The sequence below is a fragment of the Citrobacter sp. Cpo032 genome (genome assembly GCF_030332975.1).
In the GTDB taxonomy this organism is placed as follows: Bacteria; Pseudomonadota; Gammaproteobacteria; order Enterobacterales; family Enterobacteriaceae; genus Citrobacter; species Citrobacter portucalensis.
Map to the genome: position 1 here is coordinate 177,133 of NZ_JAOWGU010000031.1, position 17,851 is coordinate 194,983.

Below are 17,851 nucleotides of genomic sequence, written 5' to 3' on the forward strand. Positions count from 1 at the left end.
TTCAGGACGATGAAAAAGAAAAGACCCGTACTTCAGGATGTAGCCGACCGCGTGGGCGTGACCAAAATGACGGTCAGTCGCTTTTTGCGTAACCCGGAGCAGGTCTCCGTGGCGCTGCGGGGCAAAATTGCCGCTGCACTTGATGAGCTGGGTTATATTCCCAATCGCGCTCCTGATATCCTTTCTAACGCCACCAGCCGCGCTATCGGCGTGCTGTTACCGTCTCTCACTAACCAGGTTTTTGCTGAAGTGCTACGCGGCATTGAGGCCGTCACCGACGCCCATGGTTATCAAACTATGCTCGCGCACTACGGCTATAAGCCTGAGATGGAACAAGAGCGCCTGGAATCGATGCTGTCGTGGAATATTGATGGCCTGATCCTCACCGAACGTAGCCATACGCCCCGTACGCTGAAAATGATTGAAGTTGCCGGTATCCCGGTGGTTGAGCTGATGGACAGCCAGTCTCCGTGTCTGGATATCGCCGTCGGTTTCGACAACTTCGAAGCCGCGCGTCAGATGACTGCCGCTATTATCGCCCGCGGGCACCGTCATGTAGCCTATCTTGGCGCTCGTCTTGATGAACGTACTATCATCAAACAGAGAGGCTACGAGCAGGCAATGCGCGATGCCAACCTGGTGCCGTACAGCGTGATGGTGGAACAGTCTTCTTCCTACTCCTCCGGTATTGAACTCATCCGTCAGGCGCGGCGTGAATACCCGCAGCTCGACGGCGTTTTCTGTACCAACGATGACCTGGCGGTAGGGGCGGCCTTCGAATGCCAGCGTTTAGGGCTGAAAATCCCGGATGACATGGCGATTGCCGGATTCCACGGTCACGACATCGGGCAGGTGATGGAGCCGCGTCTGGCGAGTGTACTCACGCCGCGTGAACGGATGGGCAGCATTGGCGCAGAACGCCTGCTGGCGCGCATTCGTGGTGAAGCAGTCACGCCTAAAATGTTAGATTTAGGTTTCACCTTGTCACCGGGCGGATCTATTTAAGCCAACAAGTTTGAAGTAGCTCACACTTATACACTTCGAGCACGAATGGATATTGCTTCTCTATTTATCCGGCTGGACAATGTTACCGATAACAGTTACCCGTAACAATTTCCTGATTCTTGTACCAGTGGGGGCAACGCTTTGAGCACGACTAATCATGATCACCACGTTTACGTTCTGATGGGCGTATCGGGCAGCGGTAAATCTGCTGTCGCCAGCGAAGTGGCGCATCAACTGCAGGCCGCGTTTCTTGATGGCGATTTTCTCCATCCGCGCAGCAACATCATGAAAATGGCTTCCGGTGAGCCACTCAACGATGACGACCGTAAACCGTGGCTACAGGCGCTGAATGACGCCGCTTTTGCGATGCAGCGTACCAACAAGGTTTCGCTGATCGTCTGTTCTGCCTTGAAAAAAGTCTACCGCGACCAGTTGCGCGACGGTAACCCGAACCTCTCTTTCATTTATCTGAAAGGGGATTTTGACGTTATTGAAAGCCGTCTGAAGGCGCGTAAAGGCCACTTCTTCAAAACGCAGATGCTGGTTACCCAGTTTGAAGCGCTGGAAGAACCGGGTGCGAATGAAAACGATGTACTGGTGGTCGATATCGATCAACCACTGGACGGTGTGGTCGCCAGCACCATTGAGGTTATTAACCAAGGCAGTAAGTAGTGAGCACATTAACGCTTGTTTTAACAGCAGTAGGGTCCGTTTTATTACTGCTGTTTTTAGTGATGAAGGCGCGTATGCACGCCTTCGTTGCTTTGATGGTGGTATCCATTGGTGCAGGTCTCTTTTCCGGTATGCCGCTCGATAAAATCGCGGCGACCATGGAAAAAGGGATGGGAGGCACGCTCGGTTTCCTGGCGATTGTGGTGGCGCTGGGGGCGATGTTCGGCAAGATTTTGCATGAGACCGGCGCGGTCGATCAGATTGCCGTCAAAATGCTGAAATCCTTCGGTCATAGCCGCGCACATTACGCGATTGGCCTGGCCGGTCTGATTTGCGCGCTGCCGCTGTTCTTTGAGGTGGCGATTGTGCTGCTGATTAGCGTAGCGTTCTCAATGGCGCGCCATACCGGTACTAACCTGGTTAAATTGGTCATTCCGCTGTTTGCGGGCGTGGCGGCTGCCGCAGCGTTCCTGCTGCCGGGGCCTGCGCCGATGCTGCTGGCCTCTCAGATGCACGCCGACTTTGGCTGGATGATCCTGATTGGCCTGTGCGCCGCGATCCCGGGCATGATTATCGCAGGGCCGCTGTGGGGTAATTTCATCAGCCGTTACGTTGAGCTGCACGTACCGGAAGACATTACCGAGCCGCATCTGGGCGAAGGAAAAATGCCCTCCTTTGGCTTCAGCTTATCGCTGATCCTGCTGCCGCTGGTGCTGGTTGGTCTGAAAACCATCGCCGCACGCTTTGTTCCGGTCGGTTCTTCAACCTACGAATGGTTCGAGTTTATCGGTCATCCGTTTACCGCGATTCTGGTTGCCTGTCTGGTGGCGATTTACGGTCTGGCGGTACGCCAGGGCATGCCAAAAGACCGCGTGATGGAAATCTGCGGCCATGCACTGCAGCCAGCGGGGATTATTCTGCTGGTGATTGGTGCTGGCGGCGTGTTCAAACAGGTACTGGTAGATTCCGGCGTTGGTCCTGCACTGGGCGAAGCGTTAACCGGTATGGGCTTGCCGATCGCTATCACCTGCTTCGTGCTGGCGGCGGCGGTGCGTATCATTCAGGGGTCCGCGACAGTGGCCTGCTTAACGGCGGTCGGTCTGGTGATGCCGGTGATTGAGCAACTGAACTACTCGGGTGCCCAGATGGCGGCGCTGTCTATCTGTATCGCGGGCGGCTCTATCGTGGTCAGCCACGTTAACGACGCGGGTTTCTGGTTGTTCGGTAAATTTACCGGCGCGACCGAAGCGCAAACGCTGAAGACCTGGACGATGATGGAAACCATCCTCGGTACGGTCGGCGCGATTGTCGGTATGATTGCTTTTCAGCTGTTGAGCTGATGGCATTGCCCGGTGGCGCTAGCGCTTACCGGGCCTGGAAACGAGCACATATCGACACCGTAGGCCGGGTAAGGCGAAGCCGCCACCCGGCTTTTTTACAGCACCATCACCCCATCCTCGGTTTTCAACCAGCGCGGCGCTTTCAGTGTGTCGGCGAAATAGCCCACTAAATCCTGCAGTAAATCACCCGCCACGCGTTCCATCTCGTCAGACAGCGTTTTACTCATCAGTAAATGCGTCAAAAGCTGGCAGTAACGCCCCATCTGATCTGGTTCGGGTTCAAAGAGGGGAGAGCGGGTCGGTAAGGTTTCTACCGTCAGGCTAGCCTTTAGATGCTGCGGTACAGGTTCCGTTAAGGTTGGTTGTAGTAGTGCCAGACAGGCCGACAGGCGCGCACACATCGCCAGTTTTTCTACCGGGTCATGACATTCAACAAGCCCTTCGACAAAACGCTCACAGTTATCCGCCAGTTCGGTGAAGTCCGTGGCATGGCTAAAGGGAAGGGTAAATAAAGAGTGTGAAAAGAGAGGGGTAGTAGCCATAGGGCAGCCTCCGATGAGTGATTTCATCCACCACTGGAGAGGCTAATCTCACTGGTGGTGGAGCCGAACAGGGTTAGCCTTACCGGCCTCATCGGATACCGGCGCGTCTTGCGACGCCCCCGCCCGGTCCACCATTGGAGTGTACCTAAGCGTGCGACACAAAAATACTTGCGTCACCGATGAAGGAGTTCAGAAGGCTAATTCTGGCACCTGATTTTGCAGGTGCAGCGAGAAGATAATGCTTATCCGTGATGCTGACAAGAGGGCATTCCGGAAGGCGCTTCGCAGAAATGAAAATACGTTTTCTCAGCGGTTTAAAAGCATAAGGAATACCTGGTATTACAGTGCAATGCCGTTCAGTTAAGCATGTAGGGTGAACATGTGATTATTGCTCAGGGTTCCGTTCACCTCAGTGGTGTCATTTCTCTGAAGCGCTGATGTCCGTGAACGTGCAAGGGAGGCTCACCGCCGCCTCCCTTGCAACCCAGGCTCCCGGCGGGAAAATCGTCGCTGCGCGAGTTATTCGTCTTATTCCGTCTGCCTGTCGGGTCGGGGCCGAGCCTGCATCCATGCAGGCCGTCCCCTCTGCCCGCATCCCTGCGGGCAGACCCGGTCAGCCGTCAACACCTCATCGATTTTCAGCCGGACCAGGGTGTCGCTTCAGCGCTCTGGCTTTCAGCTATATCCGTTTTGCTGTTCACAGGTATTTAAGTAAAAGCTCAGGTGGTCAGGTGTGAGCTGGTCCGGCTGAAAATTGCCGACACGTTTCCGTAAGGCCGGGAGAACCCGCAGGGATGCGGGTTCAGGGCGCGTTTTGCATGGACGCTGCCTCGCGCCCGGCCCGGTAGCCTGGAGGAATAAGTGGAGGGAACCACGAAGTGGCAATTTTCCTGCCGGGAGCCGGGATTGCTAAGGGGGCTGCGTAGCCCCTTAGCACGTTCACTGGTGACGAGATCTCAGAGAAGCAATGAGCATAACGTGAACGGAATCGTTCTCTGAAATGCCATGTTCTCCAGCTTCAAAACGGTTGCCCGGTGGCGCTTACCGGGCCTACAAAATCAAAGAAAATACTGTCACCCCTTCATCCACATCCGCACGCCGTCGAGGAACATCTGGGTTGCCATCATCACCAGAATCAGCCCCATCAGGCGCTCCAGCGCGTTAACCCCTTTCTCTCCCAGCAGACGTAAAAACAGCGAAGACTGCAGCAAAATAACGAATGTACCGCCCCAGGCGATCAGCAGCGCAATCACCAGATGCCCCATCTGGTTTGGATACTGATGCGACAACAGCATTAATGAGGCCAGGATTGTCGGCCCGGCTACCAGCGGAATCGCCAGCGGTACGATAAATGGCTCTTCACCAGCCGGAAGCCCGGTGCTATTCCCGGTGACGCTGGGGAAAATCATCTTAATGGCGATCAGGAACAAAATGATGCCCCCGGAGATCGATACGGTTTCTGCACGCAGGTTAAGAAATGCCAGAATTTTCTCGCCCGCAAACAGGAATATCAGCATCACCAACAGCGCAATAAACAGCTCGCGAATCATAATCGCGCGGCGACGTTTTGGTTCGGTATGTTTCAATACGGACATGAAAATGGGCAGATTTCCAAGCGGATCCATAATCAGGATCAATAAAACTGCCGCTGAAATGATTTCATTCATAACTCAAATTCCCTGATAATTACCGCGGACTTTCTGCTTGCTTGCGCAGCGGGATAAGTCGCATTACTGATGGCTTCGCTATCATTGATTAATTTCACTTGCGACTTTGGCTGCTTTTTGTATGGTGAAGGATAGGCCAGTAGGATACTGGTTAGCATACACAGCACACATCTCTGCAGGAAAAAACGCTATGAAAAATGTTGGTTTTATCGGCTGGCGCGGTATGGTCGGCTCTGTTCTCATGCAACGCATGGTTGAGGAGCGTGACTTCGACGCCATTCGCCCTGTTTTCTTTTCTACTTCCCAGCTCGGGCAGGCGGCACCGACGTTCGGTGGCACCGCGACCGGCACACTTCAGGACGCTTTTGATCTGGATGCGCTGAAGGCGCTCGATATCATCGTGACCTGTCAGGGCGGCGATTATACCAACGAAATCTATCCAAAGCTTCGTGAAAGCGGTTGGCAGGGTTACTGGATTGACGCAGCCTCTTCGCTGCGTATGAAAGACGATGCCATCATTATTCTCGATCCGGTTAACCAGGATGTCATCACCGACGGCCTGAACAAAGGCATTAAGACCTTTGTTGGCGGCAACTGTACCGTTAGCCTGATGCTGATGTCCCTCGGTGGCCTGTTTGCCAATGACCTGGTTGACTGGGTTTCCGTGGCGACCTATCAGGCGGCTTCCGGCGGCGGCGCGCGCCATATGCGTGAACTGCTGTCTCAGATGGGTCATCTGTATGGCCATGTGGCCGAGGAACTGGCGACCCCTTCCTCTGCTATTCTCGACATCGAACGTAAAGTGACGACCCTGTCCCGCAGCGGCGAACTGCCGGTTGATAACTTTGGCGTACCGCTGGCCGGTAGCCTGATTCCGTGGATCGACAAACAGCTCGATAACGGTCAGAGCCGTGAAGAGTGGAAGGGACAGGCGGAAACCAACAAAATTCTCAACACGTCTTCCGCGATCCCGGTTGATGGTCTGTGTGTGCGCGTCGGCGCGCTGCGCTGCCACAGCCAGGCGTTCACCATTAAACTGAAAAAAGATGTGTCTATTCCGACCGTGGAAGAACTGCTGGCGGCGCACAATCCGTGGGCCAAAGTTGTACCAAACGATCGGGATATCACCATGCGTGAGTTAACCCCGGCGGCCGTTACCGGCACGCTGACCACGCCAGTAGGCCGTCTGCGTAAGCTGAACATGGGACCGGAGTTCCTGTCAGCCTTTACCGTGGGCGACCAGTTGCTGTGGGGTGCTGCGGAGCCATTGCGCCGTATGCTGCGCCAATTGGCGTAATAGTTTGTTAACGATCAAGGGGTGAGGAATCACCCCTTTTTTTGCGTAATACAGGAGTAAGCGCAGATGTTTCATTTTTTACCAGGAGTAAGATAAAGCATTGGCTATTCTTTAAGGGTGACTTAGTACCGGAGGTATTAAGTTGTTGCCTGAAGGTGGGACGACGCAGAGAGGATGCACAATTGTGCTGCGCCGTTCAGGTCAAAAAAAGTGTCACTACCTGATGTCGAAAATCAGTTGGAAGGGGTGACGCCATAAAACAGGATGACAACCATGTCCGTTCGTATCGATAGAGACGTGATTAATGCGCTAATTGCAGGCCATTTTGCGGATCCTTTTTCCGTACTCGGTATGCACCAAACTGATGCTGGACTTGAAGTCCGCGCCCTATTACCTGACGCCACCGAAGTGTGGGTGATCGAACCCAAAACCGGACGCAAAGTCGGCAAGCTGGATTGCCTCGACTCTCGCGGTTTTTTCTGTGCAGTACTTCCCCGCCGTAAAAATTTCTTTCGCTATCAGTTGGCCGTTGTCTGGCATGGACAGCAGAATCTGATTGATGACCCTTATCGTTTTGGCCCGCTGATCCAGGATATGGATGCCTGGCTGTTATCTGAAGGTACGCACCTGCGACCTTACGAAACGCTGGGTGCGCATGCGGATACCATGGATGGCGTAACCGGTACGCGCTTCTCAGTCTGGGCGCCTAACGCTCAACGCGTGTCAGTGGTTGGGCAGTTCAACTACTGGGATGGCCGTCGCCACCCAATGCGCCTGCGCAAAGAAAGCGGTATCTGGGAGCTGTTTATCCCCGGCGCGCAGCATGGTCAGCTGTATAAATACGAGATGATCGATGCCAACGGTAAGCTGCGAATCAAAGCGGACCCTTACGCCTTCGAAGCGCAAATGCGTCCGGAAACCGCGTCGCTTATCTGTGGTCTGCCGGAAAAAGTAGTGCAAAGCGAGGCGCGCAAAAAAGCCAACCAGTTTGATGCACCGATCTCTATCTATGAAGTTCACCTGGGGTCATGGCGTCGTCATACCGATAACAACTTCTGGCTGAGCTACCGCGAGCTGGCGGATCAGTTGGTGCCGTACGCCAAATGGATGGGCTTTACCCACCTCGAACTGTTGCCGATTAACGAGCATCCGTTCGACGGTAGCTGGGGCTACCAGCCTACCGGCATGTATGCGCCGACCCGTCGCTTCGGGACGCGCGATGATTTCCGTTATTTCGTGAATGCCGCGCATCAGGCGGGGCTGAACGTTATTCTCGACTGGGTGCCGGGCCACTTCCCATCGGACGACTTTGGTTTGGCTGAGTTTGATGGCACCAACCTGTATGAACACAGCGACCCGCGCGAAGGATATCACCAGGACTGGAACACGCTGATCTACAACTATGGTCGCCGTGAAGTCAGCAACTACCTGGTGGGCAACGCCCTGTACTGGATTGAACGCTTTGGTATTGACGCGCTGCGCGTGGATGCCGTGGCGTCGATGATTTATCGCGACTACAGCCGCAAAGAAGGGGAATGGATCCCAAACGAATTTGGTGGTCGTGAAAACCTCGAAGCCATTGAATTTTTGCGCAATACCAACCGCATTCTTGGCGAGCAGGTGCCTGGTGCGGTGAGCATGGCGGAAGAGTCGACCGACTTTGCCGGCGTTTCAAGACCACAGGATATGGGCGGTTTAGGGTTCTGGTATAAGTGGAACCTCGGCTGGATGCACGACACGCTGGACTACATGAAGCTGGATCCGATTCATCGTCAGTACCATCACGACAAGCTGACCTTCGGCATGCTGTACAACTACACCGAAAACTTTGTCCTGCCGCTGTCGCATGATGAAGTGGTACACGGTAAAAAATCCATTCTCGATCGCATGCCGGGAGACGCATGGCAGAAGTTTGCCAACCTGCGCGCCTACTACGGCTGGATGTGGGCCTTCCCGGGCAAAAAACTGCTGTTTATGGGCAACGAGTTTGCGCAGGGACGTGAATGGAACCATGACGCCAGCCTCGACTGGCACCTGCTGGAAGGTGGCGATAACTGGCACCACGGCGTACAGCGTCTGGTGCGCGATTTGAACCACACCTACCGTCATCACAAAGCGCTGCACGAGCTCGACTTTGACGCCTATGGTTTTGAATGGCTGGTGGTGGATGACAACGAACGTTCGGTGCTGGCTTTCGTGCGTCGTGACAAGGTCGGCAATGAAATCATCGTGGTCAGTAACTTTACGCCTGTGCCCCGCCACGGCTATCGCTTCGGTATCAATCAGCCAGGCAAATGGCGTGAGATCCTCAATACCGACTCGATGCATTACCACGGTAGCAATACCGGCAACGGCGGTGCGGTGCACAGCGATGAAATCGCCAGCCATGGTCGTCAGCACTCACTGAGCCTCACGTTACCGCCGTTGGCAACGATCTGGCTGGTCCGGGAGGGGTAATGACGCAACTGGCAACCGGCAACGCCACCCCCCATGGTGCAACGTATGACGGCCATGGTGTCAATTTCACACTCTTCTCGGCCCACGCTGAACGCGTTGAATTATGCGTATTCGATGAGCAAGGGTGCGAACTTCGCTATGACCTGCCGGGGCGTAGCGGTGATGTCTGGCATGGCTATCTGGCCAACGCCCGGCCCGGTCTGCGCTATGGCTATCGTGTTCATGGCCCATGGCAACCGCAGCAGGGCCACCGGTTTAATCCGGCCAAGCTGCTGCTTGACCCTTGCGCCCGTCGGGTGGATGGCGAGTTAAAAGATAACCCGCTGCTGCACGGTGGGCTAAATGAACCGGATCATCATGATAATGCCAACATCGCGCTGAAGGGCGTGGTGGTGTCCGATCATTATGACTGGGAGGATGATATCCCGCCGCGCACGCCGTGGGGCAATACCGTGATTTACGAAGCGCATGTCAAAGGGTTGACGTATTTGCATCCTGAGCTGCCGGAAGAGATTCGCGGAACCTACAAAGCGCTGGGCCATCCAGTGATGATCGATTACTTCAAGCGCCTCGGCATTACCGCGCTGGAGCTGCTGCCGGTGGCGCATTTTGCCAGCGAACCACGGCTTCAGCGGCTGGGGCTGTCGAACTATTGGGGCTACAACCCGGTAGCGATGTTCGCGCTGCATCCGGCCTATGCCTGTTCGCCGGAGAGTGCGCTTGATGAGTTTCGCGACGCGGTAAAAGCGCTGCACAAAGCGGGGATTGAGGTCATTCTCGATATCGTTTTGAACCACAGCGCCGAGCTGGATCTCGAAGGCCCCGTCTTCTCGCTGCGCGGAATTGATAACCGTAGCTATTATTGGATCAGGGACGATGGTGATTACTACAACTGGACCGGTTGTGGGAACACCCTCAATCTGAGCCATCCGGGCGTTGTGGAATACGCATGTGAATGCCTGCGCTACTGGGTTGAAACCTGCCATGTGGATGGTTTTCGTTTTGATTTGGCTTCCGTCATGGGGCGTACACCTGCGTTTCGTCAGGATGCGCCACTGTTTACCGCGATCCAAAACTGTCCGCTGCTCTCACGCGTTAAGCTGATTGCGGAACCGTGGGATATTGGTGAAGGCGGGTATCAGGTGGGGAATTTTCCCCCGCCGTTTGCCGAGTGGAATGACCATTTCCGCGATGCGACCCGACGCTTCTGGCTCCAGCGTAATCTCTCGTTGGGTGAGTTTGCCGGGCGTTTTGCCGCATCAAGCGACGTGTTTAAACGCGATGGTCGCAAACCCAGCGCGACGGTCAATCTGGTGACTGCGCACGACGGTTTTACGCTACGCGACTGTGTGTGCTTCACAAATAAGCACAATGAAGCGAATGGTGAGGAAAATCGCGACGGCACTAGCAATAACTACAGCGACAATCATGGTAAAGAAGGATTAGGCGGCACGCTGGACCTGATTGAGCGGCGGCGCGACAGCATTCATGCGCTGTTATCCACGCTGTTGCTCTCCCAGGGGACGCCGATGTTGCTGGCGGGCGATGAGCATGGTCATAGCCAGCACGGCAACAATAACGCTTACTGCCAGGATAACGCTCTAACCTGGCTGGACTGGCAGCAGGCAAACAGCGGGCTAACCACATTTACCGCTGCCCTGATCCATCTTCGTCAGCAAATTCCTGCATTAACGGACGATCGCTGGTGGGAAGAGGGCGATGGCAATGTTCGTTGGCTGAATAAGTACGCACAACCCTTAAGTGCGGATGAGTGGCAAAACGGCCCGAGGCAGATGCAAATCCTGCTATCAGACCGTTTTCTGATTGCAATAAATGCCACGCTTGAGGTGACAGATATCGTTTTACCTGAAGGGGAATGGTGCGCCGTTCCCCCATTTGCCGGAGAGGATAATCCGGTGCTTACGGCTGTCTGGCAGGGACCTGCGCACGGACTGTGTGTGTTCCAGAGAAGATAAAAAAGGAGTTAGTCATGGTGAGTTTAGAGAAGAACGATCGTGTAATGTTGGCGCGCCAGCTGCCATTAAAATCTGTTGCCCTGATCCTGGCCGGTGGCCGCGGTACCCGCTTAAAAGATTTAACCAACAAACGTGCCAAACCTGCTGTGCACTTTGGCGGTAAGTTCCGCATTATCGATTTTGCCTTATCCAACTGTATTAACTCCGGGATCCGCCGTATTGGCGTGATCACCCAGTACCAGTCCCACACGCTGGTGCAGCATATTCAGCGCGGCTGGTCGTTCTTTAGCGAAGAGATGAACGAGTTTGTCGATCTGCTGCCTGCCCAGCAGAGAATGCAGGGTGAAAACTGGTATCGCGGTACGGCGGATGCGGTGACCCAAAACCTGGACATCATTCGACGCTATAAAGCGGAATATGTGGTGATCCTCGCGGGCGATCATATCTACAAGCAGGACTACTCACGCATGCTGATCGACCACGTCGAGAAAGGCGCGCGTTGCACCGTGGCCTGTATGCCAGTGCCTATTGAAGAGGCCAGCGCGTTTGGCGTAATGGACGTGGACGACAGCGACAAAATTATCGAGTTTGTTGAAAAACCCGCTAACCCGCCAGCCATGCCAGGCGACCCGACCAAATCTCTTGCCAGTATGGGGATCTACGTTTTCAACGCCGATTATCTGTATGAATTGCTGGCGGAAGATGACCTCGATGAAAACTCCAGTCACGATTTCGGTAAAGACATTATCCCGAAAATCACCGAAGCTGGCATGGCGTATGCACATCCATTCCCGTTGTCCTGCGTGCAGTCTGACCCGGAATCCGAGCCGTACTGGCGTGATGTGGGTACGCTGGAAGCCTACTGGAAGGCGAACCTCGATCTGGCTTCGGTGACGCCTGAACTGGACATGTACGACCAGGACTGGCCAATCCGTACGCACATGGAATCGCTGCCACCAGCGAAATTTGTTCAGGACCGTTCCGGCAGCCACGGAATGACGCTGAACTCGCTGGTTTCTGGCGGATGCATAATTTCAGGTTCGGTGGTGGTGCAGTCCGTTCTGTTCCCGCGAGTGCGGGTGAATTCATTCTGTAACATTGATTCGGCAGTGTTGTTACCTGAAGTGTGGGTGGGACGTTCGTGTCGCTTACGTCGTTGCATTATCGACCGTGCCTGCGTTATTCCCGAAGGCATGGTGATTGGTGAAAACGCGGAAGAAGATGCGCGTCGTTTCTACCGTTCAGAGGAAGGTATTGTGCTGGTCACGCGTGAAATGCTACGCAAACTGCAGATCAAACAGGAGCGATAATGCAGGTTTTACACGTTTGTTCAGAGATGTTCCCCCTGTTAAAAACCGGGGGACTGGCGGATGTTATTGGGGCGTTACCCGCAGCGCAAATAGCGGACGGCGTGGATGCCCGCGTGCTGCTCCCGGCGTTTCCTGATATCCGTCGCGGCATTCCCGATGCGCAGGTTGTAACGCGTCGGGATACCTTCGCCGGACGTATCACGCTGCTGTTCGGGCATTTCAACGGCGTGGGTATTTACCTGATTGACGCGCCGCATCTCTATGACCGCCCCGGTAGCCCGTATCACGACACTAACCTGTTTGCGTATACCGATAACGTGCAGCGTTTTGCATTGCTGGGCTGGGTTGGCTGTGAAATGGCCTGTGGCCTTGACCCATTCTGGCGCCCGGATGTGGTGCATGCGCACGACTGGCATGCGGGTCTGGCTCCGGCGTATCTGGCGGCGCGCGGCCATCCGGCGAAATCGGTGTTCACCGTCCACAACCTGGCGTATCAAGGCATGTTTTATGCAAAGCATATGGATGACATCCAATTGCCATGGTCGTTCTTTAATGTGCACGGACTGGAGTTTAACGGGCAGATTTCGTTTCTGAAGGCAGGGTTGTACTACGCCGACCACATTACGGCGGTCAGTCCGACCTACGCGCGGGAAATTACCGAGCCGCAGTTTGCCTACGGGATGGAAGGTCTGTTGCAGCAGCGTCATCGTGAAGGCCGTCTTTCCGGTGTGCTGAACGGCGTTGATGAAAAAATCTGGAGCCCGGAAACCGATCTCCTGCTGGCATCGCGATATACTCGCGACACGCTGGAGGAGAAGGCAGAAAACAAACGTCAGCTTCAGATAGCGATGGGACTTAAGGTCAACGATAAAGTACCGCTGTTTGCCGTGGTGAGCCGTCTGACCAGTCAAAAAGGGCTGGATCTGGTGCTGGAAGCGCTGCCGGGGTTGTTAGAGCAGGGTGGACAGCTGGCATTGCTAGGCGCGGGCGATCCGGTATTACAGGAAGGATTCCTCGCCGCAGCGGCGGAACATCCAGGACAGGTGGGTGTGCAGATCGGCTATCACGAAGCCTTCTCGCACCGCATCATGGGTGGGGCCGATGTGATATTGGTTCCCAGCCGTTTTGAGCCGTGTGGCTTAACGCAGTTGTATGGACTGAAGTACGGCACGCTGCCGCTGGTGCGGCGCACCGGTGGGCTGGCTGATACAGTCTCTGACAGTTCGCTGGAAAACCTGGCGGACGGTATCGCCAGTGGGTTTGTATTTGAAGATAGTAATGCCTGGTCGCTGTTACGCGCGATCCGGCGTGCTTTCGTATTGTGGTCCCGGCCTTCGCTTTGGCGGTTTGTACAACGTCAGGCCATGACCATGGATTTTAGCTGGCAAGTCGCGGCGAAGTCATACCGTGAGCTTTACTATCGCTTGAAATAGATATCCAGGAATCACCTATATGAATGCTCCATTTACTTATGCATCGCCCACACTCAGCGTAGAGGCACTTAAGCATTCTATTGCCTATAAGCTGATGTTCACGATTGGTAAGGACCCGGTCATTGCCAATAAACATGAGTGGCTGAACGCCACGTTGTTCGCGGTGCGCGACCGTCTCGTGGAGCGCTGGCTGCGTTCTAACCGTGCGCAATTATCTCAGGAAACTCGTCAGGTCTATTACCTGTCTATGGAGTTTCTGATTGGCCGCACGCTTTCCAATGCACTGTTATCGCTGGGCATTTATGACGATGTCAAAAATGCGCTGGAAGGTATGGGGTTGGATCTTGAAGATCTGATCGACGAAGAAAACGACCCGGGTCTTGGCAATGGTGGTCTCGGACGTCTGGCGGCCTGCTTCCTGGACTCACTGGCAACGCTGGGCCTGCCGGGACGCGGTTACGGTATTCGTTATGACTACGGCATGTTCAAGCAGAACATTGTTGATGGCCGCCAGAAAGAGTCGCCGGACTACTGGCTGGAATACGGTAACCCGTGGGAATTCAAACGCCACAACACGCGCTACAAAGTGCGTTTTGGCGGGCGTATTCAGCAGGAAGGTAAGAAAACGCGCTGGATAGAAACCGAAGAGATCCTCGCGGTCGCCTACGACCAGATTATCCCCGGCTACGACACCGACGCCACCAACACGCTGCGCCTGTGGAATGCCCAGGCCAGTAGCGAGATCAACCTCGGTAAATTTAACCAGGGCGACTACTTTGCGGCTGTGGAAGATAAAAACCACTCCGAGAACGTCTCCCGCGTACTGTACCCGGACGACTCCACCTATTCAGGACGCGAGCTGCGGTTGCGCCAGGAGTATTTCCTGGTCTCCTCTACGGTGCAGGACATCCTGAACCGTCATTATCAGCTGCACAAAACCTACGACAATCTGGCGGATAAAATCGCCATTCACCTCAACGATACCCATCCGGTGCTGTCGATCCCTGAGCTGATGCGCTTGCTGATCGATGAGCATAAGTTCAGCTGGGACGATGCGTTTGAGGTCTGCTGCCAGGTCTTCTCGTATACCAACCACACCTTGATGAGCGAAGCGCTGGAGACCTGGCCTGTCGATATGCTGGGCAAAATTTTGCCGCGCCATCTGCAAATCATCTTTGAAATCAACGACTACTTCCTGAAGACGTTGCAGGAACAGTATCCAAACGATACTGCTCTGCTGGGGCGGACGTCGATTATCGATGAATCTAACGGCCGTCGTGTGCGTATGGCATGGCTGGCGGTGGTGGTGAGCCACAAGGTTAACGGCGTTTCCGAGCTGCATTCCAACCTGATGGTGCAGTCGCTGTTTGCTGATTTTGCGAAGATTTTCCCGACTCGTTTTTGCAACGTCACCAACGGCGTGACGCCGCGCCGCTGGCTGGCGCTGGCTAACCCGTCGCTCTCTGAAGTGCTGGATGAGAACATTGGTCGCACCTGGCGAACCGATCTCAGCCAGCTCAGCGAGCTTGAGCAGCACTGCGATTACCCACTGGTAAATCAGGCTGTGCGCCGCGCGAAGCTGGAGAATAAAAAGCGTCTGGCCACGCTCATCGCCCAGCAACTGAACGTGGTGGTGAACCCGAAATCGCTGTTTGATGTGCAGATAAAGCGTATTCACGAATACAAACGCCAGTTGATGAACGTGCTGCATGTGATCACCCGCTACAACCGCATTAAGGCCGATCCTGACGCTGAGTGGGTGCCGCGTGTGAATATCTTCGCCGGTAAAGCGGCTTCTGCTTATTACATGGCGAAACACATCATTCACCTGATCAACGACGTCGCGAAAGTGATCAACAACGATCCGCAAATTGGCGACAAGCTGAAAGTGGTGTTTATCCCCAACTACAGCGTCAGCCTGGCGCAGGTGATTATTCCTGCTGCCGACCTTTCTGAACAGATTTCTCTGGCCGGGACCGAAGCCTCCGGTACCAGTAATATGAAATTTGCTCTTAACGGTGCGCTGACCATCGGTACGCTGGACGGCGCCAACGTTGAGATGCTGGAGCATGTGGGCGCAGAAAATATCTTTATCTTTGGTAATACGGCGGAAGAGGTCGAGGCTTTACGCAGCCAGGGCTACAAGCCGCGTGAGTATTACGAGAAAGACGAAGAGCTGCACCAGGTGCTGACGCAGATCGGCAGCGGCGTATTCAGCCCTGAGGAGCCGGGACGCTATCGCGACCTGGTGGATTCGCTGATTAACTTTGGCGACCACTATCAGGTTCTGGCGGATTATCGCAGCTACGTTGATTGCCAGGATAAGGTTGATGAACTGTATCGTCACCCGGAAGAGTGGACCACCAAGTCGATGATTAATATTGCCAACATGGGATACTTCTCGTCGGACAGAACGATAAAAGAGTACGCCGAAAACATCTGGCATATCGATTCGGTGCGGTTGTAACACACGATGCCGGGGGCGCTTCGCTTGCCCGGCCTACGTTTATGCACTCTTGTAGGCCGGATAAGGCGCTAGCCGCATCCGGCATTTTTATCAGGACGCCAGCGACAGCTGGTGTTTTTCAATGTACTCCGCCAGCCACTGGGTCATACGCGACTGCTGCTCAGCATTCAGCCACATACCTTCTTTCGTGCGACGCCACAACGCATCTTCCGCACGACGAACCCATTCGTGATCGACCAGATATTTCAGCTCGGCCTCATAAAACTCATGGCCAAAGTCTTCACCTAACTCGGCAAGCGAGGTGGCTTCGCCGATAACCCATTCGGTGTTGCTGCCGTAGGTGCGAGAGTAATGGCGTGCCAGCGACTCGGTCAGGAAAGGGTAGCGACGGCGCAGTTTGGCCGCGTAATCTTCGCGATCGCCGCCAATGTCACCGCCTGGCAGAATGCACTCTTTCGTCCATGCCGGACCAATACCCTGGTAGTACGATGCCAGTTTTTCCATCGCGTGCTCAGCCAGCTTACGATAGGTGGTCAGCTTACCGCCAAAGACCGACAGCAGCGGCGCTTTGCCGTTTTCGTCGTGGATATCCAGCGTGTAATCACGGGTGATCGCCTGCGGTGAGTCAGACTCGTCATCGCACAGCGGACGCACGCCTGAGTAAGTCCAGACGATATCATCACGGCCCAGCTGTTTCTTAAAGTGCGCGTTGTAGACCTTCAGCAGGTAATTGATTTCGCTTTCATCAATTTTCACTGCTTTCGGATCGCCTTTGTATTCAACGTCTGTCGTCCCGATGATCGAGAATTCGTCCATCCATGGGATAACAAACACAATACGCTTATCTTCGTTTTGCAGAATATAAGCTTGCTTCTGGGTATGTACGCGCGGCACTACGATGTGGCTGCCTTTAATCAGGCGAATGCCGTACGGTGATGGCAGGTGCATACCGTCGTCGAAGAACTCTTTCACCCACGGACCGGTGGCGTTGACCAGGCCACGCGCCTGCCAGGTGTATTTTTTGCCGGTATCGATATCTTCAGCTTCAACAATCCACAAACCGTTTTCACGGCGAGCAGAAGTGGCGCGAGTGCGGGTTAATACTTCTCCGCCTTTGCGTACGACCATTTGGGCGTTTGCCAAAACCAGTCGCGCATCGTCTACCCAGCAGTCGGAATATTCGAAACCGCGCACAATCTCAGGTTTCATTACGGAATCCGCGCCAAAACGCAAACCGGTAGAACTCGGTAAACTGGTGCGTTTGCCCAGATGATCGTACATAAACAAACCAATGCGGATCATCCACGCCGGACGCAGGTGCGGGCGATGGGGCAGGCGAAAGCGCATCGGGAAGGCGATATGCGGTGCCATTTTCAACAGCACTTCACGTTCGGCCAGCGCTTCGCTTACCAGACGAAATTCGTAGTGTTCCAGGTAGCGCAGGCCACCGTGGATGAGTTTGGAGCTAGCGGAAGAGGTGGCGCAGGCTAAATCCTGCGCTTCCAGCATCAGCACGGATAAACCGCGTCCAGCGGCATCTGCCGCGATACCGGCACCGTTGATGCCTCCACCTATCACAATCAGATCTTTGGTTTCCATGCTGGCCTCTCGCACTTTCGTTATAGCTCATTAATGTTCGTTATCGAGCATAATAGCAAAGAATCGCGCCATTGGTAACATCGGAT

The 17,851-nt window shown here is 54.6% G+C and carries 12 protein-coding genes and 1 pseudogene; 9 read left to right on the plus strand and 4 right to left on the minus strand.

Annotated elements, in window-relative coordinates; all coding sequences use genetic code 11:
* Window positions 1-9 precede the first annotated feature (9 nt).
* The 3 genes from gntR (at window position 10) to gntU (ending at window position 3,017) form a co-directional block, all read left to right on the plus strand.
* The gene (gene gntR / locus OGY33_RS01520) at window positions 10-1,005 is read left to right on the plus strand and encodes a gluconate operon transcriptional repressor GntR (RefSeq protein ID WP_008786351.1); all 996 of its coding nucleotides are present in this window, start codon (window positions 10-12) and stop codon (window positions 1,003-1,005) included.
* Between the two features lie 141 nt (window positions 1,006-1,146).
* Entirely contained in the window at window positions 1,147-1,677 is a 531-nt protein-coding gene (gene gntK / locus OGY33_RS01525; RefSeq protein ID WP_003023475.1) for a gluconokinase, read from the plus strand.
* Entirely contained in the window at window positions 1,677-3,017 is a 1,341-nt protein-coding gene (gene gntU / locus OGY33_RS01530) for a gluconate transporter (RefSeq protein WP_003827609.1), read from the plus strand. Before gntK ends, gntU begins: the two co-directional genes overlap by 1 nt.
* On the opposite strand, the pseudogene OGY33_RS01535 reads toward gntU, so the two are convergent.
* From OGY33_RS01535 to yhgN, 3 genes and pseudogenes are all read right to left on the minus strand, one after another.
* Window positions 2,940-3,119, minus strand: a pseudogene (locus OGY33_RS01535) (MarC family protein); the annotation flags it as partial. The gene gntU and the pseudogene OGY33_RS01535 overlap by 78 nt on opposite strands.
* Complete coding sequence (locus tag OGY33_RS01540; RefSeq protein ID WP_191238050.1) at window positions 3,113-3,559, minus strand: hypothetical protein; 447 nt, start codon at window positions 3,557-3,559, stop codon at window positions 3,113-3,115. The pseudogene OGY33_RS01535 and the gene OGY33_RS01540, both read right to left, overlap by 7 nt.
* A gap of 1,073 nt (window positions 3,560-4,632) precedes the next feature.
* Window positions 4,633-5,226, minus strand: a complete 594-nt coding sequence (yhgN, locus tag OGY33_RS01545) for an NAAT family transporter YhgN (RefSeq protein WP_032950413.1) — start codon at window positions 5,224-5,226, stop codon at window positions 4,633-4,635.
* A 190-nt stretch (window positions 5,227-5,416) separates the two neighbouring features.
* Between yhgN and asd the strand changes: the two genes are divergently transcribed.
* The 6 genes from asd to glgP all read left to right on the plus strand — a co-directional run bounded on the left by asd (window position 5,417) and on the right by glgP (window position 16,166).
* On the plus strand, window positions 5,417-6,523 hold the full coding sequence (gene asd, locus OGY33_RS01550; RefSeq protein WP_191238051.1) for an aspartate-semialdehyde dehydrogenase: 1,107 nt from the start codon (window positions 5,417-5,419) through the stop codon (window positions 6,521-6,523).
* A gap of 273 nt (window positions 6,524-6,796) precedes the next feature.
* Window positions 6,797-8,980, plus strand: coding sequence for a 1,4-alpha-glucan branching enzyme (gene glgB, locus OGY33_RS01555; protein ID WP_032945237.1), 2,184 nt, complete (start codon window positions 6,797-6,799; stop codon window positions 8,978-8,980).
* A complete protein-coding gene (gene glgX, locus OGY33_RS01560) occupies window positions 8,980-10,956 on the plus strand; it encodes a glycogen debranching protein GlgX (protein ID WP_191238052.1) in 1,977 nt (658 codons plus the stop codon). The genes glgB and glgX overlap by 1 nt, the downstream gene beginning before the upstream one ends.
* 14 nt (window positions 10,957-10,970) lie before the next feature.
* The gene (gene glgC, locus OGY33_RS01565; protein ID WP_006687433.1) at window positions 10,971-12,266 is read left to right on the plus strand and encodes a glucose-1-phosphate adenylyltransferase; all 1,296 of its coding nucleotides are present in this window, start codon (window positions 10,971-10,973) and stop codon (window positions 12,264-12,266) included.
* Window positions 12,266-13,699, plus strand: coding sequence for a glycogen synthase GlgA (gene glgA, locus OGY33_RS01570; protein WP_003827622.1), 1,434 nt, complete (start codon window positions 12,266-12,268; stop codon window positions 13,697-13,699). Before glgC ends, glgA begins: the two co-directional genes overlap by 1 nt.
* A gap of 19 nt (window positions 13,700-13,718) precedes the next feature.
* A complete protein-coding gene (gene glgP, locus OGY33_RS01575; protein ID WP_048215392.1) occupies window positions 13,719-16,166 on the plus strand; it encodes a glycogen phosphorylase in 2,448 nt (815 codons plus the stop codon).
* A gap of 90 nt (window positions 16,167-16,256) precedes the next feature.
* On the opposite strand, the gene glpD is transcribed toward glgP, so the two are convergent.
* The gene (glpD, locus tag OGY33_RS01580) at window positions 16,257-17,765 is read right to left on the minus strand and encodes a glycerol-3-phosphate dehydrogenase (RefSeq protein ID WP_008786343.1); all 1,509 of its coding nucleotides are present in this window, start codon (window positions 17,763-17,765) and stop codon (window positions 16,257-16,259) included.
* Window positions 17,766-17,851: the final 86 nt, after the last annotated feature.